Genomic DNA, 20,975 nt, shown 5'->3' with positions numbered 1-20,975 from the left:
CCTCTCTGTCATTGGCGCACCTTGGGCGTTGCGGCACCCACCGGGCCACCGCTCGTCCGCCGCGAGCCGCAATTTCCTTAATTCAGGCGAGGGCGTTCAACGTCCCTGAGGAACGGCCTTGCCTGCAGCATTCTCGGAGCTCGAAGCGCCGAGTTTCGTTGCAATCCCTGTGCCGGGATGGCCTCGAAATTGAGACAGTCTTGCTGTCCTAACTCCGACCTTGCCAAATTTTTGTCTATCACACAAGCGCGTGAGAGTCCTCGGCCGCATGCTCAGATCGTACGGCTCGGGCGCCTCGCCGCCCTGTTTCCGCGGCTCTGGCCGCCCCCGATTTGAAGCAAACGCGCCGCGATGTGGCCCAAGGACCGCCGGATTTCAAAATGAAATTTTGCGCAAGGTGGCCGCCAAAGAGAGCGGGAACGCTTCGAAAGGCGCGGGGCAGACAGGAGTCACGGCGATGAAGTTGTTCACAGGATGGGTTGCGACGGCCGGCCTGGCGCTGACCGCGGTGTCCGCGCAGGCGCAGTTGCTGGTGCCCAACTCGATCGGCGGCCCCCTGACCATCCGGGTGTCCGACGTCGGGGGGCCCTATGCCGCCATGCTGCCGGAGGTTCCACCGCCACCGCGCTACGGCCGCGTGCCGAGCCTGCTGCCGCCGATGGAGGTCTACACCGTGCTGCGCGAGAATGGGTATCTGCCACTCGGCGCCCCGCGGCAGCGCGGGTTCGTCTATACGATCTCGGTGATCGACCGCGGCGGCGAGGACGGGCGGCTGGTGATCGATGCCCGCAACGGGCGGATCGTCCGCTTCGTGCCGGCCTACCGAATGGGCGACAATTTCGACGACGATTTGACCGCCAATTACGGGCCGGTCGGCCCGATGCCGCCGGTCCAGGCCCGCGTGCCGCGTCCGCCGGCCCCGGTCCCGCATGTCGCAAGCCGCGGCGTTCCGGTGCCGAAGCCGAGCCCGCTCGCCACGAAGCCCGCGCCGGCTCCCGCCCCCACCCAGGCTGCCGCGCCGGCTCCTGATCCCGCCCAGGTCGCCGCACCCGGGCCGGCCGCCGCCGAGGCCCCGGCGCCGGCCCAGCAGGCCGCCGTGGCCGCGCCACAGCCGGCAGAAGCCCAGCCGACGGCGCAGGCCCAGACGCCGCAAGCCCAAGCGCCGACCGTCGGCCAAGCCGCCGCGCCGGCGCCCGCGATCCTACCGACCCAGGAGATGCCCAAGGTGCAGGGGCTGGAGTGAAATGCGTAGCCCGGATGGAGCGCAGCGAAATCCGGGAAGACTCTCTCGGCGGGCAGAGCCGTCCCCGGATTGCGCTGCGCTTCATCCGGGCTACCAACATGAGAAAAACGCCCCGGTTTCCCGGGGCGTTTTCGCGTTCAGCCAATATCTGCCGACGCTGGACTTAGGCCGCGACCTTGCCGACCGAGCCGTCGACGACCTGCGGGGTCTTCTCACCCGAGGAGATCGGAATGCTGCGGGGCTTCTTGGCCTCGGGAATCTCGCGGACGAGATCGACATGGAGCAGGCCGGTCTCGAGCGAGGCGTTCTTCACCTGCACGAAGTCGGCAAGCTGGAAGACACGCTCGAAGGCGCGCGAGGCGATGCCGCGATAGAGCACCTCGGCCTTGTCGCCGGAGTTCTCGTTGGCGGTTTTCTCGCCCTTGATCGTCAGCGTGTTTTCCTTCGCGACGATCGAGAGCTCAGCCTGGGAGAAGCCGGAGACGGCGACACTGATGCGGTAAGCATTCTCGCCGGTGCGCTCGATGTTGTAGGGGGGATAACCGGGGCTGCCGTCCGAGGTCACCTGATCGAGCAGGTTGAAGAGGCGGTCGAAGCCGACGGTGGAACGATAAAACGGAGTGAGATCGTAGCTACGCATAGGGTAGTCCTCCAATGAGCGACTGTTTCATTTACCCGCCCGCCATCGGGCCGGGCTTAGTCTGTGTGCAGCCTGATGTTTCGGTTCCGAAACACTGGTAGCGGCCTGCACTCCAGTGATATGGGAGGAGCTTGCGCCGCGTTCAATAGCCGGAAACAGCGTCGCTTTTGACGCCCGCGCTCTTGATTTCCACTTCGCTCCACCTAGCCGGTTCTGTGCATGACGCTCGTCTCCATTCCAGCCAATCCGGTCCCGGAGGACGTCGTCAGCGGCACCATCAAGACCCCCGACGGCGCGGAGCTGCGCTTTGCGCGCTGGGCGCCGCCGCCCGGCCGCAAGGGCACGGTTTGCATCTTCGCCGGGCGTGGCGAGATGATCGAAAAATACTTCGAGACCGTGCGCGATCTGCGCGACCGCGGCTTTGCGGTCGCGATGATCGACTGGCGCGGACAGGGGCACTCGTCGCGGCGTCTGCGCGATCCGCGCAAGGGCTATGTGCGCGACTTCGCCGATTACGAGGTCGACGTCGAGACCTTCGTGCAGCAGGTCGTGCTGCCGGATTGCCCGCCGCCGTTCTTCGCGCTGGCCCATTCGATGGGCGGCGCGGTGATGCTGCGCCTCGCGCATGCGGGAAAGCGCTGGTTCGACCGCATGGTGCTGTCGGCGCCGATGATCGACTTGCCGGGCCGCCGCACCTCCTTCATCCCGAGCGCGATGCTCAAGATCATGCGATTGACCGGGCAGGGCGGCCGCTACGTTCCCGGCGGCAGCGACGAGCTGATCGGCCTGCCCTCCTTCATCAACAATCCGCTGACCAGCGATCCCGTGCGCTACGCTCGCAACGCTGCGATCCTGGAGGAGGACCCGACGCTCGGCATCGCGGCGCCGACGATCGCCTGGGCCGACACCGCCTTCAGCGCGATGCGGACCTTCCGCGGTGCGTCCTATCCCTCCGACATCCGCCAGCCGATCCTGATGCTGGCGGCGAGCAATGACGAGGTGGTGTCGACGCCTGCGATCGAGGAGTTCGCCTATCACCTGCGCGCCGGCTCGCATCTGGTGATCGCCGGCTCCAAGCACGAGATCCTGCAGGAGCAGGACCGCTACCGCGCGCAGTTCTGGGCCGCTTTCGACGCCTTCGTGCCGGGCACGCCGCTGTTCAAGTGAGACATATTTAGCGGTTCAAGAGCGCGACGATCCGGTCGGGGAAGCGGCGTTCGACGAACAGCGTCCGGACCTCGGCGACGCTGAGATAGCGGTCCTTGCCTTCGCCCTTGCCCATGATGTCGAGCAGCACCGGCCATTCGCCGAGCATCAACAACGGATAGTAGCAGCGCAGGATCGCGTAGGACCACGAATGCTCGTCCTTGGCGCGCTGGAAGTTGGCGGCCATGAAGGTCTTGATGTCGGACGCGGACAATCCGCGTTCGGTGCCGCCGTCGGGATTGGGGTAGCCCTTGCCGAAGGTGGCAAGACGCGCGATCTCATCCTCGTGCACTACGGCATGCTGATCGAGGATGCGCGAGCCGGCTCCGTGCTTGTCGAGCGGTCCGTTGCGCAACTCGTCGAGGATCGCGCCCTTGGTCAGGCTGCGCAGCTGGCTGAATGGACCAAGGCCGTTCGCGATCAGCGCGACCATGAAGATCTGCCCGCCGGCAATCAGCGCCGGCAATCCGGTCTTGCCGGTCGCGCGATCGATCGTCGCGCTGAGCTCTGTCAGCGGCACGACATGGCCGCCGACATAGCCGCCGGCGACGAGTGCGCGCAGGAAGGGACATGGATTGTTCGGCGAAACCTCTATCGACCGGGCAGGCGCCTGGCCTGGAGCGATATCCTGCATGAAACCACACCCTGAAAAAGCATTGTGTCCAGAAAGGAAGCGTGTCCAGAAAGGAGGCGCGACCGGACGGTGAACCGGCTTACGTGCCGGCGAGCTTAGTCGTTGACGCAACCAGAGCGAGTTTGCCGAAAGGGATGCCTGCTTTCAAGAGGCCGTCGCGATAATGGGCGATATCGGCCGGGTTCTTCCAATGGAAGTTGCGCAAATGCCGTTCGACGGTGAAGCCCGGATGATTGTCAAGCAGCGCCTCGGCCGCCTGTTTCGCTTCGTCCGCACGCCCGAGCTGCGCCAGCGCCGCGGTGCGCACCGCGAGGCCCTGCAGATGGTTCGGGTTGAGATAGAGCGTTTCGCGGGACCATGACAGCGATGCGTCATATTGTCCGAGCAGGTAGTGGCTGAACGCGTTCAGGGCGCCCCACTGATAACGGGGATCGCTGTTGTCGCGCTGGACCGCCATCGAGAACAGCTCGATCGCCTTGCGATGATCGCCGACCACCATGTGGCAGATCCCAAGGACGCCGCGCGCGCCCATGTCGTATGGGTTGAGTTCGATCGCCCGCTTGATGGCGTCCATCGCGGCTTCGTAGTGCCCCTGCATCGCGTGCAGATAGGCCAGCAGCGCGAATGCAAAGGACGAGCGCGGGTCGAGCCGGACGCTGCTTTCGGCGAGACTGACCGACGACGCCCACAATTCGCGCGTGCTCGGGATCCAGCCGAACTGCGAGCCCTGGATCTGGATGGTCGCGAGATAGGCGCGCGCGATCGACAGCGCGGGATCGAGGTCGATCGCCTCCTTGAACAGCGCGATCGCCGCTTCGAAATCGGTCTTGGTCTGGTGATAGTAGTGCGACAGGCCCTTGAGGAAGCGGTCCCACGCGGTCAGCTCGGAGTTGGGCGAGCGCGCGGGCGCCGAGGCCTCGGCGCGATAGATCTCCTGGGCGATCGCGGCGGAGAGGTTGGCGGTGATCTCGTCCTGCATCGCGAACAGGTCGCCCATGTCGCGATCGTAGCGGCCGGTCCACAGCTGCTCGCCCTTTTCCGGCGCGATCAGCTCGGCGGTGACGCGGATCTTGTTGCCTGCGCGCCGAACCGAGCCCTGGATCAGATAGGTCGCGTCAATCTCGCGCGCGATCAGCCGGGTGCTGACATTCTTGCCCTTGTAGGCGAAGGTCGAGTTACGGCTCAGCACGCGGTAGAAGGACTGCAGCGACAGCGCGTGGATCAGGTCCTCGGTCAGGCCGTCGGAGAAGTATTCGTCGCCGCCGCCGCTGAGGTTGTCGAACGGCAGCACGCCGACGATCGCGGTCCGGTACTGTCCCGGCAGATGCGGCCCGTCCTGCGGCGTCTTTTCTTCCTGAACCTCAGATCCCTCCGGCGCCCAGGTCCAGACGTTGATCGGTTCGGCGATGTTCTTGAAGCGGTGCGGGCCGGCGTCGACCAGGGTAACCGCAAGCCGCCTCCCGGACTCGGTGCGGGCCTTGTCCGACACCGCGATGCCGCCGGGGGCTGCGACCGTCTCGAGACGGACGGCGATGTTGACGTCGTCGCCGAACACCTCGTCCTCGTCGGCCATCACGTCGCCCATATGGACGCCCATGCGGAAATGCATGGCGCGATCGGCCGGCAGGTGGTCGTTGCGTTCGGCCATCAGCGTCTGCATCGCGACCGCGGCCTCGATCGCCCCGATGATGCTCGGGAATTCGAGCAGAAAGCCGTCGCCGGTGTTTTTGACGATCCGGCCGCCATGGTTGAGGATAAATGGGTAGATCGCGCTGCGGTGGGCCTTGAACGAGGCATGCGTCCCCGCTTCGTCGGCACCCATCATGCGGGAATAGCCGGCGATGTCAGCGCAAAGAATGGCGGCTAGCCGTCTCTCCATGTCCCCTGTGCCCCGGAATGGCCACTCAGCCGATGTGACCGGTTCCAATACTTACAAGACGTGCCGTATCCAGCGGAAGCCCGGTCTGTGCCCAACTATAATGCATTGTAGCAGGAATGGGCATGCGACCAACGGCCTTCACAACGCGGTTCACTACTGAATTTGTATGTCGGTGGAATGGCATGATTCTGGACACCAGGCCTTTCCGATTCGTTACTCATACGGGTTAATCTCGCCATGCTTGGTATCCACGAACTCTGGCTGTTTGTCGCCTCCGGCCTGCTGCTCAACATCACGCCGGGGCCGGACACGGCCTACATCATCGGCCGCAGCATCCAGTTGGGCTGGCGTGGCGGGGCGGCTGCTGCGATCGGTATCAGTTGCGGTTGCCTGGTCCACGTGCTTGGCGCGGCGATCGGGCTGTCGGCGCTATTGATGGCCTCTTCGTCCGCATTCCTGGCGGTCAAGCTGGTCGGCGCGGCCTATCTGGTGCTGACCGGGCTGCAGATGCTGCTGTCGCGCACCCGGCCGATCGCGGAGGTAACGGGGCAGGGCGGCGAGACCTCGGTCTGGCGCATCTTCTGGCAGGGGGCGCTGACCAACATCGTCAATCCCAAGGTGGCGCTGTTCTTCCTCGCCTTCCTGCCGCAGTTCGTGGCGGCTGATTCGCCGCACAAGGCGCTCGCCTTCCTGGCGCTCGGGCTGATCTTCATCGTCAACGGCACGCTGTGGTGCCTCGGCGTCGCGGCCTTCGCGGCACGGGCCGCCGGCCGGATCCGGCAGTCGGCCGGTGTGATCGCCTGGATCAACCGTTCGCTCGGCGGCCTGTTTGTCTATCTCGGCTTCCGCGTCGCGATGCTGGAGGCGCGCTGACCCGCACGCTTCCGCCGAACTAGCCGTGCAGCTTCATCAGCGCGCTACCGGCGAGGTAGAGGCCGAGCAGGATCATCGCGATCAAGAACCAGCGGCGGAACACCTCGGGCTGCATCCGCGAGCGCACCGACTGGCCGATGAACATGCCGGCGAACGATGCCGCCATCGCCACCGCGCTGGGCAGCGCGGTGGCGGCCGTCAGCAGGCCCGAGGCCGTCAAGTTGAAGGCGAGCGCGACCGTTGCGGTGGTGAAGAAGACGCCGAGCGCCTGCACCAATTCGTCCCGTTCCATCCCGATCGCCTGCATGAACGGCATCGAGGGGATGACCTGCACGCCGGTTGCCGCCGAAATCAGCCCGGTCACGATGCCGACGATGCCGCCGACCCATTTCTCGTCGTGGCGAGCGACCTTGAAGCTGAACCTGCTGAGGCCGACGATCGCGTAGATCACCAGCAACAGGCCCAGCACGACGGTGCCGTAGGGCGCATAGGGCCCGGTCAGCAATCCGGCATTGAACCAGATGCCGATGACGGTGCCGACCATCAGCGGCCACAGCCGCTTGAGTATATCGCGCAGATAGGGGCCGACGAAGGTCTGCCAGATGTTGGTGACGATCGCCGGCACGATCACGATCGCGATCGCCTGGGCCGGCGGCATCGTCACCGCGAGCAGTCCCATCGAGACCGTTGGCAGGCCAAGGCCGAGCGTGCCCTTGACGAAGCCGGCGAGCAGGAAGGCGAAAGCGATCAGGATCAGGACATGGTCGAACATGGCGGCACATTGACCGGTGGACGGGATCGGCACAATCTGGAGGTTACGGAGCTAGCCTTCGCTAGGACCGAAGGCAGGGGTTAAGAAAACGTCATGCGGTTCGATCTGGTCGATTTGCAACTGTTCATCGCGGTCGCGGACGCGCGCAGCATCACGCAAGGCGCGGCCCGCGCCAATTTGGCGCTCGCCTCGGCCAGTGAGCGGATCAAGGGCCTGGAGGATGCGCTCCGCGTTGCGCTGCTGAAGCGCGGCCGTCGCGGCGTGGAGCTGACCGCGGCCGGCGAGAGCCTGCTCGATCACGCCCGCATCGTGATCCACAATGTCGAAGCCCTGCAGGGCGATCTCGCCGCCTACGCCAGCGGCGTCCGCGCCAGCGTGCTGCTGCTCGCCAACACATCGGGGCTGTCGGAGCATCTGCCGCGGGCGCTGGCCGCTTTCCTGCGCGAGCATCCCGACATCAATGTCGACGTCGAGGAGCGCGAGAGCGCCGACATCGCCGCAGCGATCGCCAGCGGCGCTGCGGATCTCGGCTTTGCCGCCGAACACGCGCTGCCCGACAGCATTGAGCGCTTCCTGTTCAGCGAAGACCGGCTGACGCTGGTGGCATCGCGGCGCAGCGATCTTGGCAGCCGCCGCCAGATCGATTTCCAGGAGGTGGTCGACCGCGATTTCGTCGGGCTCACGGCATCGACGGCGCTGCAGGTCCATATCTCCCGGCATGCGGCGAAGCTCGGCGCGCGCCTGCGCTTCCGCGCCCGCATGCGCGATTTCGACGCGATTTGCCAGATGGTGGCGGCCGATGTCGGCGTCGCCGTGGTTCCGGAGACCGCGGCCAGGCGCTGCGCGCGCGCGATGCCGATTGCGACGATCCGGATCCGCGATCCGTGGGCCAACCGCAGGCTGACGATCTGCGCCCGCAGCTTCAGGGAGTTGCCGCGGCCGGCGAAGCGGCTTGTGGAATATCTGCGCGCGGAAGTGCAGCACTGACGGGATGCTTATTTCGTCGTCACGACGCCGGCGTCCTTGATCACCTTCGCCCATTTCGCGATCTCGGCGTCGATGAAGCCGCGGAAATGGTCCGGCGTGTCGCCGGCAACGGTCAGGCCCTGCTCGGCGAGCCGCGCCGTCACGTTCGGGTCGGCCATCGCCTCGTTGGCGACGCGGTTCAAGGTTGCCACGATCGTCTCGGGCGTGCCCGCGGGCGCGAGCATGCCGTACCAATTCTCGATGATGAGATCGGGCATGCCGACCTCCGCGGTGGTCGGCACGTCGGGCGCGGTCGGCGCGCGCCGGCGCGCCAAGGGCGATCGGGCGCAAGGCTCCCGCTTTGATCTGCGGCAGGATCACCGGCAGGTCGAGAAATGCCATCTGCACCTGCTGGCCCAGGAGATCGTTGATCGCGGGCGCGGCTCCGCGATAGGGCACGTGGACGACATCGATCTTCGCGGTCAGCTTGAACAGCTCGCCCGCCAGATGGGGCAGGCTGCCGAGGCCGGAGGACGCAAAGTTGAGCTTTCCGGGTTCGGCCTTCGCCAGCGCGACCAGCTCCTTCATGTCGCGCGCCGGAACGTTGGTTGCGACCACCAGCATCTCCGGCACGGTCACGACGCGCGTAACCGGCGCGAAATCCTTGCGCGGATCGTAGGCGACCTTTTCCATCGCAGGGCTGATGGCAAGCGAGCTCGCGCTGGTAATCCCGATCGTGTAACCGTCGGGGGCGGCCTTTGCCACCGCGTCGGTGCCGAGCACGCCAGCCTGCCCGCCTCGGTTGTCGATGACGACCGGCTGCTTGATCAATTCCGACATCCGTTGCCCGACCACGCGCGCGATGATGTCGTTCGGCCCGCCGGGCGGGAACGGCACGATCAGGCGGATCGGCTTGGTCGGGAAATCCTGGGCGGCGGAGATGGATGGTGCGAGGAGCAGGATCAGTCCTGCAAGCCACCTGCCGCGGATCGTCATGGGCGCCCATCCCTGGCTTTTCTCGTTGCCGTCAGGATGTGCGCGGCGCGCCGGAACGGCAACTCAAGAAATCAGGCGTTGAGCAGCTTCATTGCCGCTTCGTGGACGCGGGGATCGCCGGCGGCGATGATGCGGCCACCGCTCTGCGCGGGCTTGCCCTCCCAGGTCGTGACGATGCCGCCGGCGCCGGTGATGATCGGGATCAGGCCGGCGATGTCGTAGGGTTTCAGCTCGGTCTCGACCACGAGATCGAGATGGCCGGCGGCCAGCATGCAGTAGGAATAGCAATCGCCGCCATAGCGGGTCAGGCGCACGGCGTTTTCGATGCGGCTGAAGCAGGCGCGGTCGGCCGGATTCATCAGGAGTGGGCTCGTCGTGTAGGCGGTGGCCTCCTTCAGCGAGGCGCAGCGCCGCACCGTCAGCCGACGCTCGCCGGACGGGCCGGAATAATGTGCCGAGCCGTTGTCGCCGGAGAAGCGCTCGCCGATATAGGGCTGGTGCATCATACCGAACACCGGCGTGCCCTTGTGCAGCAGCGCGATCAGCGTGCCCCAGATCGGAAAGCCGGCAATGAAGGACTTGGTGCCGTCGATCGGATCGAGCACCCAGACATAGTCGGCGTCCTCGCGCTCATTGCCGAATTCCTCGCCGACGATGCCGTGCTGGGGGAAGTTGGCCTTGATCAGCCGCCGCATCACGGCTTCCGCGGCGCGGTCGGCCTCGGTGACGGGGTCGAAATCGCTGGCGCTCTTGTTGTCGACGGACAGCGAGGTGCGGAAGAACGGCAGGATGGTTTCGCCGGACGCGGTCGCGAGGCGGCCGATGAAGGCGGTAAAATCGATGACCGTCACGGCAGATCCTTAAGGGCACACGACGAGGTGAAATCGGAAGCGCTCTTGCCTAGCTCAATCCGGCGAGACGCGCACGGTTAACGGAACGTTATCCCGCCCTGATGACGGGTTCCGGGCCTTCGAATCGGCTTTGGTTTCGCTTGGACTTTCGGTTCACGCAGCCATCACGAGTTTGCGAGTTCTGGTATACGGGCTATGCGTCAAGCGCTGATCGCCGACATCTATTCTTGTAAGATGTTGTTTTTGTAGCGTAATTGTTGATAAAGTCGGCCTGTTGCAGATCGGCCAGCCGGGCTGGTTTTGCGCAAGAAATGGTTCGAAAGTTCTTGCGTTTTGTGCAGCGCGGTTGCATATTGTTGCGGTGCGGTAGCGCCTCGCGCTATCGCTGCCCTCCTTGGGCGTTTCCTCCCTAGACTTGGGCCGCTTGTCATTCAAGCGGCCCTTTTTTCTTTTGGGCGACGCTTCTCTCAGCTTCATTGCCTCTCAGCGTCATTGCCGGCTGCACTGCCCGAACTCGGGTTGCCCCAAGTCCGGCCGATGCGATCGTCCGAAGTCGGCGACCGCCGATTTGGACAGCGGGGCGCGGAATCGATGTCGCCACCGGCTGCGCCGGCAAGTGGATTCCAGGTTCACGACTTCGTCGCGCCCCGAATGACGTCCGGGATCGCCTACTCCGCCGCGGCCTGGAACGGCCCGAGGTCGCCGAGCGGCACTTTGGCCAGCGCATCGGCCAGCGTCGCGAGATCGGTGGCCATCTGGGCGAAGCGCGGCCCGCGCTCGCGGCGGCGCTCATCCATATAGACCGCGCGGTTGAGCTCGATCTGGACGGTATGCAGGCCGCTCGCGGGATTGCCGTAATGCTCGGTGATGAAGCCGCCGGCATAGGGCTTGTTGCGGCCGATCGAATAGCCGAGCGAGCTCAAGATCTCCTCGACGAGGTCGGGCAACACCGGCGCGCAGCTGGTGCCGTAGCGGTCGCCGATCACGACGTCGGGCCGGCGCGGTTCGTCGCGCGAGACGCCGACCGAGGGCATGGAATGGCAGTCGACCACGATCACGGTGCCGAAGGCCTGGTGGGCCTTGTTGATCAGCCGCCGCAGCGCGCGGTGGTAGGGTTTGTAAAGCACCTCGATCCGGCTCAGCGCTTCGTCGACCGCGAGCCGTTCGCGATAGATCTCTTGGCCGTCGCCGACCACGCGCGGGATGGTGCCGAGGCCGCCCGCCACCCGCATCGAGCGGGTGTTGGCAAAGCTCGGCAGCCGTCCGGTGAACATGCGCGGATCGAGCTCATAGGGCTCGCGGTTCACGTCGACATAGGAGCGCGGGAAGTTGACCCGCACCGTCGGAAAACCGCGATCGCTCAAGCCTGCGATCAGTTCGTCCATGAAGGAATCTTCGGAGCGGCGCAGCGCCGCCAGATCGATCCGCGAAGCGTTGAGAAATTCAGTCGGATAGACCGAGCCCGAATGCGGGGAATTGAAGATGATCGGCGCCCGCCAGGACTGCGGCTCCACGATCTCGAACGGAGGCGACAACTCGCCAGTAAACTCGATCATTCCCTTGGCGCCGTCCCTAGCGTCCGCCGTATCCCGCGAAAAAACGATTCAGCCGGAAAAGCGGAGATTTATGGGCACACATTGTCGGTAATCGCGACCATTCTGCCAAGTGAAAAGAGTGCGTCGCCGGCTGGAACGCGTCTTAAGAGCAGAAATCGCGGTCCCTGATTGATTTGCGCTGCGTCCGGGTCCACAAATGGTTCACGCTTGTGGCCTGCGGTCGGGGCAACTTTCACCCGAAATTTACCGTCTGTCGGGCTTAGTGTTCGGACTGATCCTCCAGCCGGATTCGACGATTCCAGCCATGCCCAAGATTCTCCTCGCCGAAGACGACAACGACATGCGCCGCTTCCTGGTCAAGGCGCTGGAAAATGCCGGTTTCAAGGTTTCACCGCACGACAACGGCATGTCGGCCTATCAGCGGCTGCGCGAGGAGCCGTTCGAGATGCTCTTGACCGACATCGTGATGCCGGAGATGGACGGCATCGAGCTGGCGCGCCGCGCCTCGGAACTCGACCCTGACATCAAGATCATGTTCATCACCGGCTTTGCGGCGGTCGCCCTGAATTCCGATTCGGAGGCGCCGAAAAACGCCAAGGTGCTGGCAAAACCCGTCCACTTGCGGGAATTGGTCAGCGAAGTGAACAAGATGCTGGCGGCCTGATCCGGACGCAATTTAGGATCAACTGTCCTTGCCTGCCCCGCCGGGGTCCGTTATAGGGACCCCACCCAATACGACATTCGGGCGCGTAGCTCAGCGGGAGAGCACTACCTTGACATGGTAGGGGTCACAGGTTCGATCCCTGTCGCGCCCACCATCCTTCGCTCGCGAAGCGAGAGAAGGATGCCACGCCGAAGCCCAACGGGCGCAGGCGGGCTTGTTGCCGCGAGCTGCGGCCGGGCAAGCCACGACCTCCAATTCACCTGTCAAACATCAATGCGGATACAAGTCCGCCTTCTCGCGACACGATCCGTCCGAGCTTTGCTTGTCGTCGCGCCCTCTCTGCAAGCAGAGGGCGCAGGGAAAGCCGGGTGCCGATTGCACCCATGGGTCCCGAGCAACAAAAAGCTCGGGAGGTCGGACCACAGGTGAAACCGGAAACACTCCGGCTTTCCCTGCGCGATGGTTTACGGCTTACTTCGTGCTCTCCCCGGCGAGACCGGGCTTTTTTGCCACCGTCGTCCGCGAGACGCTTTCGCATCTTGCTGAGAGACACCAACCACTGGGGCGTCAGGACCACACGACTTCACCGTCCGCTGCGTTGCGTGCTCGTCAGTCACACAATCAGCGTCCACCGCATCTCACCGCAACACTCGTGACGATCGCGACGCGTCCCTCAATCGGGTGAGACGGGCCAATTCATACACTGAGTTGCATTTCTGAGAAACCGAAATATTTTTGCCGCGGGGGCTTGCGCCGTCGGGCAAATCAGTGATCCACGTCCTCCCGACGACGCGAGCCTCGACCTGCGGGCATGGAAGCGGACATCGGGGACCGGCGCGAGCGGGTCAGCCTTGACGGGCTTTGCATCGCGAAGGCCAACGCATGTGCTCAAGGGGCAATGGATAACATCATCGACGTCTCGGATGTCTGGCGCCAACCCAATTTTTCATGCATCGGGCTGGCTGTCTCTGTTGCATGCAAGATCAGGTACTGAAGATTGCGCTGCTTCGCTTGATTCTTCGTCCCCGCCTTCGGGATCACATCGATCAACAATTCGGGGATGCCGCAAAGCCCGAAGCCTCCCGCAGCGATCAGCATTCGGTCGTGCAGGACGCCGTCAAGCACCTCCGACGCACTGCCATGGACCTTCTTCATCTCTATCGTCCCCCTCCTTTAGGCTTTCAGTGGAACACCAAGGATTTCGCGGGCCTGCTGCCATGTCGCGACAGGCCGGCGATATTTTTCACAGAGCATCGCGGCGCGTTCGACCAAAGCCGCGTTCGAAGGCGCCAGCCGCTCGCGATCGAGACGCACGTTGTCCTCGAGACCGGTGCGGGCATGGCCGCCCGCAGCGATCGCCCATTCGTTCAGCACGATCTGGTTCGAGCCAATCCCTGCAGCGCACCACGGCACATTCTCGCCGAACAAACGCTTCACGGTGCGGATGTAGTAGTCGAACACATCCCGATCGACCGGCATCGCGTTCTTCACGCCCATGACGAACTGGACATAGGGCCGATCCACGATCTGGCCGCGCTTCCACATGTCGTGCGCCTTGAGGATATGCGACAGGTCGAAGGCCTCGATCTCCGGCTTGATGCCATACGTCACCATTTCGGCGGCGAGCCAGTCCACCAGCTCAGGCGGGTTCTCATAGACCCGGGTGGGAAAGTTGTTCGACCCGACTGACAGCGAGGCCATGTCGGGACGTAGCGGCAGCATGCCGCCACGCGCCTTGCCCGCTCCCGACCGTCCTCCGGTCGAGAGCTGAACAATCATGCCGGGGCAGTGCGTTTCGAGGCCTTCCTTGAGACGACCGAAGCGCTCGGGATCGGAGGTCGGTTTGCCCTCGTCGTCGCGCACATGGCAGTGCGCGATGGTGGCGCCCACCTCGAAAGCTTCCTGCGTGCTTTCGATCTGTTCCGCGATGGTGATCGGTACCGCCGGGTTGTTGTCCTTGGTGGGAAGCGAACCGGTGATGGCGACGCAGATGATGCAAGGTTGCGACATGGGTCAGATCTCCAGGAAGACGGTTTCTCTCTCGCCCTGAAGGCGAATGTCGAAGCGATACACACCAGGAGCGGTGCGACGGGCGAGCAGGGTCTGGCGACGATTTTCCTGCTCGATCAAGTTCAGAACCGGCTCCGCGCCATTGTCCTCGTCCTCGAAATACATGCGGGTGTTCAACCCAATATTGATGCCGCGCGAGACGAGCCACAAATTGATATGCGGCGCCATCCTGCGGCGATTGTGCCCCGGGACCGAGCCGGGTTTGATCGTCTCGAAACTCCAGAGGCCGGTTTCAAAATTGGTGATGACGCGGCCCCAACCACGGAAGCCGGGCGCGACCTCGCCATGGCGCGGATCCTCCGGATGGGGATAGATGCCGTTGGCATCGGCTTGCCACGTCTCCAGCAGAACATCCTTTACCGGGGCGCCGACGCCGTCATAGACGATGCCCTCGATGCGAACCCGCTCGCCCGGGGCGTCGGGGCCGGCGATGTCCCAGCCCAGCTCGCCGCGATAGATGTCGAAGCCGGCCGCGCCCGGTGCCAGCCCGATATGAACATAGGGGCCGGCGGTTTGGGAGGCGGTTTCCTTCAGGTAGTGCAGAGGCTGGACCATGGTCAGTTCCGCTCCAGGCGATTTTCGAACATCGTCGAGCGGCGGCCGCGCAGCACGATGTCGAACTTGTAGGCGAGACAGTCCAGCGGCACTGCGGCGTTCAGGTCCAGCGGCGCGATCAACTGGTCGATGGCGCGCTGGTCCGGGATCGTCGCGACGATCGGGCATTTCGCGATCAGCGGGTCGCCCTCGAAATACATCTGGGTGATCAGGCGCTGGCTGAAGGCCGAGCCGAAGACCGAGACGTGGATATGGGCCGGGCGCCAGTTGTTGACACAGTTGCGCCAAGGATAGGCGCCGGGCTTGATCGTGCGGAAGAAATAAAAGCCGTTCTCGTCCGTCAGGGTGCGCCCGCAGCCGCCGAAATTCGGGTCGATCGGCGCGAGATAATTGTCCTTCTTGTGGCGATAGCGACCGCCGGCATTGGCCTGCCAGATCTCGACCAGCGTGTTCGGCACGGGGCAGCCGTTCTCGTCAAGGACGCGGCCATGGACAATGATGCGCTCGCCGATCGGGTCGCCGGTCTTGGCGTAGTTCTTGATCAGGTCGTTGTCGATCGGGTCGATGTCGCTATGGCCGAAGACGGGACCGGTGATCTCCGACATCGAGCCCTGCAGCGAGAGCATTGCGAGGCGCGGGCTGCGCCCGACGGAGGTCTTGTAATCCGGCGTCAGCGCGGGCGGCTGCCAGAGGCGGTCGCGCTGATAAAACTCCGCAGGTTTCATTTTTGCTCCTCCCGGGCCATGGCGGCGAAGGTTTCCTTGGCGATCTTGATGGCGTGATTGGCACGCGGGACGCCGGCGTAGATGGCGACATGCAGGAGCGCCTCCATCACGTCGTCCTCGCTCGCGCCGGTATTGCGCGTGGCGCGAAGATGCAGGGCGAGCTCCTCGTAATTGCCAAGCCCGGCCAGCAGCGCGATCGTCATCAGCGAGCGCTCGCGCAGCGGGAGCGTGTTCCGAGCCCAGACATGGCCCCAGGCCGCATCAGTGATCAGCGCCTGGAACGGAGCATCGAACTCGGACTTGTTGGCCTCGGCGCGGCTCACATGGGCCTTGCCCAGCACGCGACGACGGATGGACATGCCCTTCTCGGCAAGGTCAGTCATGGGCGTGGGCCTTCAGGAAAGGTGACAGGATGGCGGCATAGGCCGCGAGGTTCTCGACGCAGGGAAGGTGCCCCGTGCCGGGAATGACATGGAAGGCGGCGCCGGGAATCAAGTCGGCCGTCGCCTTGACCAGCTCGGCCGGCGAGGCGCCGTCGGCATCGCGGGCAATAACCAACGCGGGCAGGCGCAGAACTGCGGTCGCTTCGGTCCAATCGGCTGGTGAGAGCGCCGTGCAGGCGGCAATATAGCCTTCTGCCGAGGTGCGGATAAGCATGTTGCGCCAAAGCGCGAGATCGGGAGTGACGCGAAAAGCGGGAGCGAACCAACGCTCCATGATGCCGTTGGCGATGTGGTCCAGCCCGTGCCGTGCGATGGCATCGATCCGGGCGGTTACCTTCTGGAGCAGCGCCTTTTAATGGTGGCGAGCATCCTGTGCGAACCTGGCCGGTCGCACCTGCCCATCGCGACGATCGCTTATGATTGCGGTTTTTCGGACTTATCGCATTTCGGTCGTGTTTTTCGCAGGCGTTTCGACCGAACGCCAGGTGAATGGCGCCGCCAGCAGGGCCGACGACGGTAACTGATCAGCATGTCTTCAGGGACGATCATCGCTCAATTTGAGCGGTCAGTCCGCGGCCGTGCTACCTGACCAGGCACGTTGCGGAATTCCTTGGCGCGGCGCGCTGCCTCGCTTTGACGACATCCGCCTTACTTTCGGAAACGGACATTGCGGCGAGCCTTCAGCATGTCGACTTGGGCCAAGGCCAGACACGCAAAAGCACGCTCGCTGCGCTCGTTTGAAAGCACATCGGGATCGGAAAGTGTGGGGCGGAAGTCCCTTTCCGCGGACCAAGTCCGCGGAAAGGGCGCGCATGGCTCTACCGCGCCGGCGCGCGCATGGATGCCGGCTGGCCTGGCAGCTTCAGCCTGGGTCCTACCTCGGTCAGCTTCCCGCCGGCGAGCTGAAACACCTGCAGGTCCTTCTCGAAATAGTTGGCCACATACAGGTAGTCGCTGTTCGGACTGTAAGCGATACCCTCCGGCAGGCCGCCGAGCGGCGCACGCGCAGTCACCGTCAGCTTACCGTTGGTGCCGATCGACATCAAAACGAGTTCGCCGGCTTTGGTCTTGAACCAGTCGCTGTCCTTGGCCGCGGTGCCGAGCAGCAGCGGGGTGGCTGCGGTCTTCCCGTCGGGCGCGATGGCGAAGCCTTCCGGTCCGGTACCAGGGGTCATCACGTCGACCACGTGGGGATGTGGGCCGGTCGCTTCGATAATCACCTCGGCATCGGCGTTGTTCTTCTGTGCCCCGGTGTTCGAGGCGATGACGTATTTGCCGTCTGGCGTGATGTCGATGTTGTAAGGATTGAATGCCGATGGAATGTCCATCGACTTGTCGTAGGTCACGGTTTGTCCATCGATCGCCAGCACGCCGATCTTGTTCACGAGGTTCAGGCAGACAAAGGCGCGCTTGCCGTCGGGTGCGATGACAACGGCGGCAGCCTGCTGCTCCAGCGGGACCTCGCCGACCGCCTTGACCGTCGAGCCCTGGATCGAGACAACAGAGACACTCTTGCCGTCTCGGTTGGCGATCAACGCGAGGTCGCCCTTCTTGGAGATCGAGAGACCGGACGGCTGCCGCCCCACGGTAACCGTGTCGATCAATTTCGGCGGGTCGGCGGTGAGGTCAATAACGTGCAGTTTGTCATCCGGTACCGATTTCCAGGAGTTGCCCTCCTGGACGTGAACCACGGAATTGGCGACCAGGCCCAGCTTGCCGTCTGGGGTGATCTGCAGGTTGGTTGGCGGGCCCAGCAGGGAATTCGCCAGCGGCAGGCTGGCGCGGATCTTGGGTTTGGCCGGGTCGGAGATGTCCACGACCAGCACGGCGTCACTGCCCGGAGCGCCGTTCGTCGGGCCTTCGGGACCATAGGTGATCTTGTTGTCAAGGCCGATCAGGATATCGTTGGTTCCGGCCTGCGCCAAGCCGATGTCGACGAGGCCGGCCAGGCACATGGCGCAAAGAGCGCTGCGTAATGTCATGATGCGTTTTCTCCCCGTGCCAACCCATTTCTAGATGAGCCTGTTCCGACACCGTACTGCGCAGCCTTCAGGGCTGGCAACCATTTACCGCGCTGACGGCGCCGGGACTTTCGCTAGCGCCACATGGACCATTGATTTTCGAGCAGCGCGCCGCTCTGCCGCGTGACGACCGCTTCGAGTCAAAAGGCGATATTCCGGAGTAGCCGGTGGACGTCCGCTTCGCCGTCAACAGCGAACATCGGATTGGCTTGGTGACAGCTGGGTCCTTCCTCCACGGACAGAGACGTGTGAAGCAAAATTGATTTGCCCGTCCGGGTCGACTGGACGCACCGGCGCCGGACCATTCTCATTCAGGCATTCGCGCGGCCGCTGGCCGGGCTTCGGTAGGTTGCAATCAGGGCTCGCTCGATCAGGGGCTGATTGATCGACAGATGCGGCTCGATGAGCAGGTCGAGGTGGCCGCCGCTGATCGGAATAATTTCGAGCCGCTCGACCAGCCGATCCCAGCCGAGGCGGGGAGAGAGGTGCGCGCGCCTGCAGGTGAACACCTTCATCGCAATATAAATTGATAATAATACAGTAAAATCAATAGATTATTAGGAATTGAATGCAATATGCTATTTTTCTGTTGCGCGCGTGATGCCGTTGCCATAGACGGGAATGCGCCCACGCCTCCGCCGCAGAGCGGTCACGAACAAGAAGGATGGGGATCAAACCGACGGAGGATCAGAATGGACGGGCGTGCGACGACGGCAGATGGTGCTTTGGCGCTGAGGCGGACCAACGTCCGCTGGAGGATCTTCCTCCTGATGTTGTTCCTGATCGCGATCAACTACATCGATCGCGCGTCACTCTCGGTCGCGATGCCGCTCATCGCCAAGGAATTCAACCTCGATCCCGCGACGCAGGGCTTCATCCTCTCGTCCTTCTTCTGGACCTACGCCTTCATGCAGGTCCCGGGCGGCATGCTCGCGGACCGCTTCAAGCCGCGCATCGTCATTGCTGCCGCGACCATCGGCTGGGGCTTCTTCCAGGCGGTTGCCGCCGCGTCGACCAGTTGGGTGATGCTGCTGATGACGCGTCTTGGTCTCGGCGCAACCGAGGCACCGATCTACCCTGCGGGCGGCAAGCTCAATGCGATCTGGATGACGCAGAACGAGCGCGCGCGTGGCGCTACGCTGCTCGACGGCGGCGCGCCGCTCGGGGCCGCGCTCGGCGCGATCGTCATCGCCTGGCTCATCGCGGTGTTCGATTCATGGCGCGCCGCGTTCCTGGTCGCAGGCGTCGGCACGGTTCTGTGCGGACTCCTGGCATGGTGGTACATCCGCAATGCGCCGCGCGAGCATCCGTCCGTCGACGACAGCGAGGCGAGCTTCATCGAGGCGGCGCATGCCGCGGAAGATGCCCAGGCGCCGGCGTCGAGCGGCGGCAGCGCGGCAGGCTACTTCCGCTACCGTTCGGTCTGGCTGATGTGCTGCGGCTGGATGTTCTTCAACACCGTGTTCTACGGGCTTTTGACCTGGATGCCGAACTACCTGTTCAAGGTGCACGGCTTCGACATCAAGACGCTCGGTGGCGCATCCTTCATCATCTTCTTTGCCGGCTTCATCGGCGAACTCGTCGGCGGCTTCATCGGCGACGCCTGGCGCGCCCGCGGCGGCACGCCGAACCTGGTGTTCCGCACGCTGTTCGGCATTGCGGCGCTGATTGCGACCGTCTCGGTGTTCGCCGTCGCCTATGTTCGCGATCCGATCATGGTCGTGGTGCTGCTGTCGACGACGCTGTTCTTCCTGCGCTGGTGCGGCATGTACTGGGCGATCCCCTCGATGCTGGCGACGCGGGACCGCGCCGGGCTCCTCGGCGGCTGCATGAACCTCGGCGGCAACATCGCCGGCATCACGGTGCCGATCATCGTCGGCTTCATCGTGCAACTGACCGGATCGTATTTCCTGGCGCTGATGTTCTTCGCCGCAGCCGGCCTCGCTCTGCTCGCCTGCTCGACGTTGATCGACTACAGCCGCAAGCTGCCGGTCTAGCGACCGGGCGGCCATGCTTCCCCGGATCTTGTCCGGGGAAGCTGCCACGACACAGGGAACGGGAACACGACCATGACACGACGCGTTCGCTTGGGCATGCTGACCCCTTCGTCCAACACTGTGCTCGAGCCGGTGACGATGGCGATGCTCGCCGGTCTGCCTGATGTCTCCGCGCATTTCGCCCGCTTCAAGGTGACGGAGATCGCGCTGTCCGAGCAGGCGCTCGGCCAGTTCGACGACAGTGAGATCCTGCGCGCGGCCGAGTTGCTGGCGCATGCCAAGGTCGACGCGATCGCCTGGAACGGCACCTCGGCAAGCTGGCTCGGCTTTGATCGCGACGAGCAATTGTGCGAGCGGATTCGCGCCGCGACCGGCATCCCCGCCTGCACCTCGGTGCTGGCGTTTCGCGAGATCTTCCAGCGCACTGGAATCCGGCGGGTCGGCCTCGTGACGCCGTACCGCAGCGATGTGCAATCGAAGATCATGGCGAACTGGCAGGCGTCCGGATTTCAATGCAGCGCCGAACGGCATCTCAAGTTGCAGGACAATTTCTCCTTCGCCGAGGTCGGCGAGGGCGAGATCGCCGAACTCGTGCGCGCGGTGGCGCGCGAGGGCTGCGACGCGGTGGCGGTCGTCTGCACCAACATGCGCGGCGCCGGTTTCGCCGAATCGCTCGAAGGCGAGCTCGGCGTCCCCGTCTATGATTCGATTGCAACGACGCTGTGGAAGAGCCTCCTGGTCGCCGGCGTCTCGCCCGCGCGCGTCGAGGGATGGGGCGGCCTGTTTCGCGATGCGCGGCTCGCAGCTCCCAATCCGGGTGTGCGCCAGGCGGCGCGGGCCGGCGCGTGATGCGGGCAAATTGTTTTGACCGGCCGGTAAGCCGA

General features: G+C 64.2%; 21 protein-coding genes, 1 tRNA gene and 2 pseudogenes. 9 read left to right on the top strand and 15 right to left on the bottom strand.

The genetic code is table 11. The annotated features are described in order from the left end of the window. Nucleotides 1–457 precede the first annotated feature (457 nt). A complete protein-coding gene (locus ACFFWD_RS20120; RefSeq protein ID WP_376968229.1) occupies nt 458–1,243 on the top strand; it encodes a hypothetical protein in 786 nt (261 codons plus the stop codon). A 163-nt stretch (nt 1,244–1,406) separates the two neighbouring features. Here ACFFWD_RS20120 and ACFFWD_RS20115 read toward each other — a convergent pair whose 3' ends face one another. After that, nucleotides 1,407–1,883 carry an Hsp20 family protein gene (locus ACFFWD_RS20115; protein ID WP_376968228.1) on the bottom strand — a complete coding sequence of 159 codons (477 nt, stop codon included), beginning with the start codon at nt 1,881–1,883 and terminating at the stop codon, nt 1,407–1,409. Nucleotides 1,884–2,102: 219 nt separating this feature from the next. On the opposite strand from ACFFWD_RS20115, the gene ACFFWD_RS20110 reads away from it, so the two are divergent. Next, entirely contained in the window at nt 2,103–3,050 is a 948-nt protein-coding gene (locus ACFFWD_RS20110; protein ID WP_376968227.1) for an alpha/beta fold hydrolase, read from the top strand. A gap of 7 nt (nt 3,051–3,057) precedes the next feature. Here ACFFWD_RS20110 and ACFFWD_RS20105 read toward each other — a convergent pair whose 3' ends face one another. After that, the gene (locus ACFFWD_RS20105) at nt 3,058–3,723 is read right to left on the bottom strand and encodes a hypothetical protein (protein ID WP_376968226.1); all 666 of its coding nucleotides are present in this window, start codon (nt 3,721–3,723) and stop codon (nt 3,058–3,060) included. 79 nt (nt 3,724–3,802) lie between these two features. Further along, a complete protein-coding gene (locus ACFFWD_RS20100) occupies nt 3,803–5,602 on the bottom strand; it encodes an adenylate/guanylate cyclase domain-containing protein (RefSeq protein WP_376968225.1) in 1,800 nt (599 codons plus the stop codon). A gap of 237 nt (nt 5,603–5,839) precedes the next feature. Here ACFFWD_RS20100 and ACFFWD_RS20095 point away from each other — a divergent pair, with 237 nt between their 5' ends. Next, entirely contained in the window at nt 5,840–6,475 is a 636-nt protein-coding gene (locus tag ACFFWD_RS20095; RefSeq protein WP_376968224.1) for a LysE family translocator, read from the top strand. Nucleotides 6,476–6,494: 19 nt separating this feature from the next. On the opposite strand, the gene ACFFWD_RS20090 is transcribed toward ACFFWD_RS20095, so the two are convergent. Next, complete coding sequence (locus ACFFWD_RS20090) at nt 6,495–7,247, bottom strand: sulfite exporter TauE/SafE family protein (protein WP_376968223.1); 753 nt, start codon at nt 7,245–7,247, stop codon at nt 6,495–6,497. Between the two features lie 93 nt (nt 7,248–7,340). On the opposite strand from ACFFWD_RS20090, the gene ACFFWD_RS20085 reads away from it, so the two are divergent. Further along, entirely contained in the window at nt 7,341–8,234 is an 894-nt protein-coding gene (locus ACFFWD_RS20085; RefSeq protein WP_376968222.1) for a LysR family transcriptional regulator, read from the top strand. Nucleotides 8,235–8,242: 8 nt separating this feature from the next. On the opposite strand, the pseudogene ACFFWD_RS20080 reads toward ACFFWD_RS20085, so the two are convergent. The 3 genes and pseudogenes from ACFFWD_RS20080 to ACFFWD_RS20070 form a co-directional block, all read right to left on the bottom strand. After that, nucleotides 8,243–9,209 (bottom strand): annotated as a pseudogene (locus ACFFWD_RS20080) (Bug family tripartite tricarboxylate transporter substrate binding protein). A 71-nt stretch (nt 9,210–9,280) separates the two neighbouring features. Further along, on the bottom strand, nt 9,281–10,060 hold the full coding sequence (hisN, locus tag ACFFWD_RS20075; RefSeq protein ID WP_376968221.1) for a histidinol-phosphatase: 780 nt from the start codon (nt 10,058–10,060) through the stop codon (nt 9,281–9,283). A gap of 668 nt (nt 10,061–10,728) precedes the next feature. Next, on the bottom strand, nt 10,729–11,616 hold the full coding sequence (locus ACFFWD_RS20070) for an N-formylglutamate amidohydrolase (protein ID WP_376968220.1): 888 nt from the start codon (nt 11,614–11,616) through the stop codon (nt 10,729–10,731). Nucleotides 11,617–11,920: 304 nt separating this feature from the next. Between ACFFWD_RS20070 and cpdR the strand changes: the two genes are divergently transcribed. Both cpdR and ACFFWD_RS20060 read left to right on the top strand, forming a co-directional pair. Continuing rightward, nucleotides 11,921–12,280 carry a cell cycle two-component system response regulator CpdR gene (gene cpdR / locus ACFFWD_RS20065; RefSeq protein WP_044539148.1) on the top strand — a complete coding sequence of 120 codons (360 nt, stop codon included), beginning with the start codon at nt 11,921–11,923 and terminating at the stop codon, nt 12,278–12,280. A 79-nt stretch (nt 12,281–12,359) separates the two neighbouring features. Continuing rightward, nucleotides 12,360–12,434, top strand: a tRNA-Val gene (locus ACFFWD_RS20060). An 860-nt stretch (nt 12,435–13,294) separates the two neighbouring features. Here ACFFWD_RS20060 and ACFFWD_RS20055 read toward each other — a convergent pair. The 6 genes and pseudogenes from ACFFWD_RS20055 to ACFFWD_RS20030 form a co-directional block, all read right to left on the bottom strand. Continuing rightward, a pseudogene (locus ACFFWD_RS20055) lies at nt 13,295–13,435 on the bottom strand (CoA-transferase); the annotation flags it as partial. An 18-nt stretch (nt 13,436–13,453) separates the two neighbouring features. After that, entirely contained in the window at nt 13,454–14,290 is an 837-nt protein-coding gene (locus tag ACFFWD_RS20050) for a 3-oxoadipate:acetyl-CoA acetyltransferase (protein ID WP_376968219.1), read from the bottom strand. Nucleotides 14,291–14,293: 3 nt separating this feature from the next. Next, on the bottom strand, nt 14,294–14,905 hold the full coding sequence (pcaG, locus tag ACFFWD_RS20045; RefSeq protein WP_376968218.1) for a protocatechuate 3,4-dioxygenase subunit alpha: 612 nt from the start codon (nt 14,903–14,905) through the stop codon (nt 14,294–14,296). Nucleotides 14,906–14,907: 2 nt separating this feature from the next. Further along, nucleotides 14,908–15,630 carry a protocatechuate 3,4-dioxygenase subunit beta gene (pcaH, locus tag ACFFWD_RS20040; protein WP_376968217.1) on the bottom strand — a complete coding sequence of 241 codons (723 nt, stop codon included), beginning with the start codon at nt 15,628–15,630 and terminating at the stop codon, nt 14,908–14,910. Continuing rightward, nucleotides 15,627–16,013 (bottom strand): 4-carboxymuconolactone decarboxylase, encoded by a 387-nt coding sequence (gene pcaC / locus ACFFWD_RS20035; protein ID WP_376968216.1) that lies wholly within the window; start codon nt 16,011–16,013, stop codon nt 15,627–15,629. Before pcaC ends, pcaH begins: the two co-directional genes overlap by 4 nt. Then, the gene (locus ACFFWD_RS20030) at nt 16,006–16,347 is read right to left on the bottom strand and encodes an alpha/beta hydrolase (RefSeq protein WP_376968215.1); all 342 of its coding nucleotides are present in this window, start codon (nt 16,345–16,347) and stop codon (nt 16,006–16,008) included. The genes pcaC and ACFFWD_RS20030 overlap by 8 nt, the downstream gene beginning before the upstream one ends. Nucleotides 16,348–16,362: 15 nt before the next feature. On the opposite strand from ACFFWD_RS20030, the gene ACFFWD_RS20025 reads away from it, so the two are divergent. Next, a complete protein-coding gene (locus ACFFWD_RS20025) occupies nt 16,363–16,593 on the top strand; it encodes a helix-turn-helix transcriptional regulator (protein ID WP_376968214.1) in 231 nt (76 codons plus the stop codon). Nucleotides 16,594–16,891: 298 nt separating this feature from the next. Here the strand turns inward: ACFFWD_RS20025 and ACFFWD_RS20020 are convergent, their stop codons facing one another. Both ACFFWD_RS20020 and ACFFWD_RS20015 read right to left on the bottom strand, forming a co-directional pair. Then, complete coding sequence (locus ACFFWD_RS20020) at nt 16,892–18,055, bottom strand: beta-propeller fold lactonase family protein (RefSeq protein ID WP_376968213.1); 1,164 nt, start codon at nt 18,053–18,055, stop codon at nt 16,892–16,894. Between the two features lie 350 nt (nt 18,056–18,405). After that, on the bottom strand, nt 18,406–18,609 hold the full coding sequence (locus ACFFWD_RS20015) for a hypothetical protein (protein ID WP_376968212.1): 204 nt from the start codon (nt 18,607–18,609) through the stop codon (nt 18,406–18,408). 177 nt (nt 18,610–18,786) lie between these two features. Between ACFFWD_RS20015 and ACFFWD_RS20010 the strand changes: the two genes are divergently transcribed. After that, nucleotides 18,787–20,091 carry an MFS transporter gene (locus tag ACFFWD_RS20010; protein WP_376968211.1) on the top strand — a complete coding sequence of 435 codons (1,305 nt, stop codon included), beginning with the start codon at nt 18,787–18,789 and terminating at the stop codon, nt 20,089–20,091. A gap of 72 nt (nt 20,092–20,163) precedes the next feature. Continuing rightward, nucleotides 20,164–20,940, top strand: coding sequence for a maleate cis-trans isomerase family protein (locus tag ACFFWD_RS20005; protein ID WP_376968210.1), 777 nt, complete (start codon nt 20,164–20,166; stop codon nt 20,938–20,940). Nucleotides 20,941–20,975: the final 35 nt, after the last annotated feature.

Origin of the sequence: Bradyrhizobium erythrophlei (genome assembly GCF_042430365.1) — a bacterium.
In the GTDB taxonomy this organism is placed as follows: Bacteria; Pseudomonadota; Alphaproteobacteria; order Rhizobiales; family Xanthobacteraceae; genus Bradyrhizobium; species Bradyrhizobium erythrophlei.
Note: the sequence above shows the minus strand (reverse complement) of the source record. Positions and strands in the feature narration are given on the sequence as shown.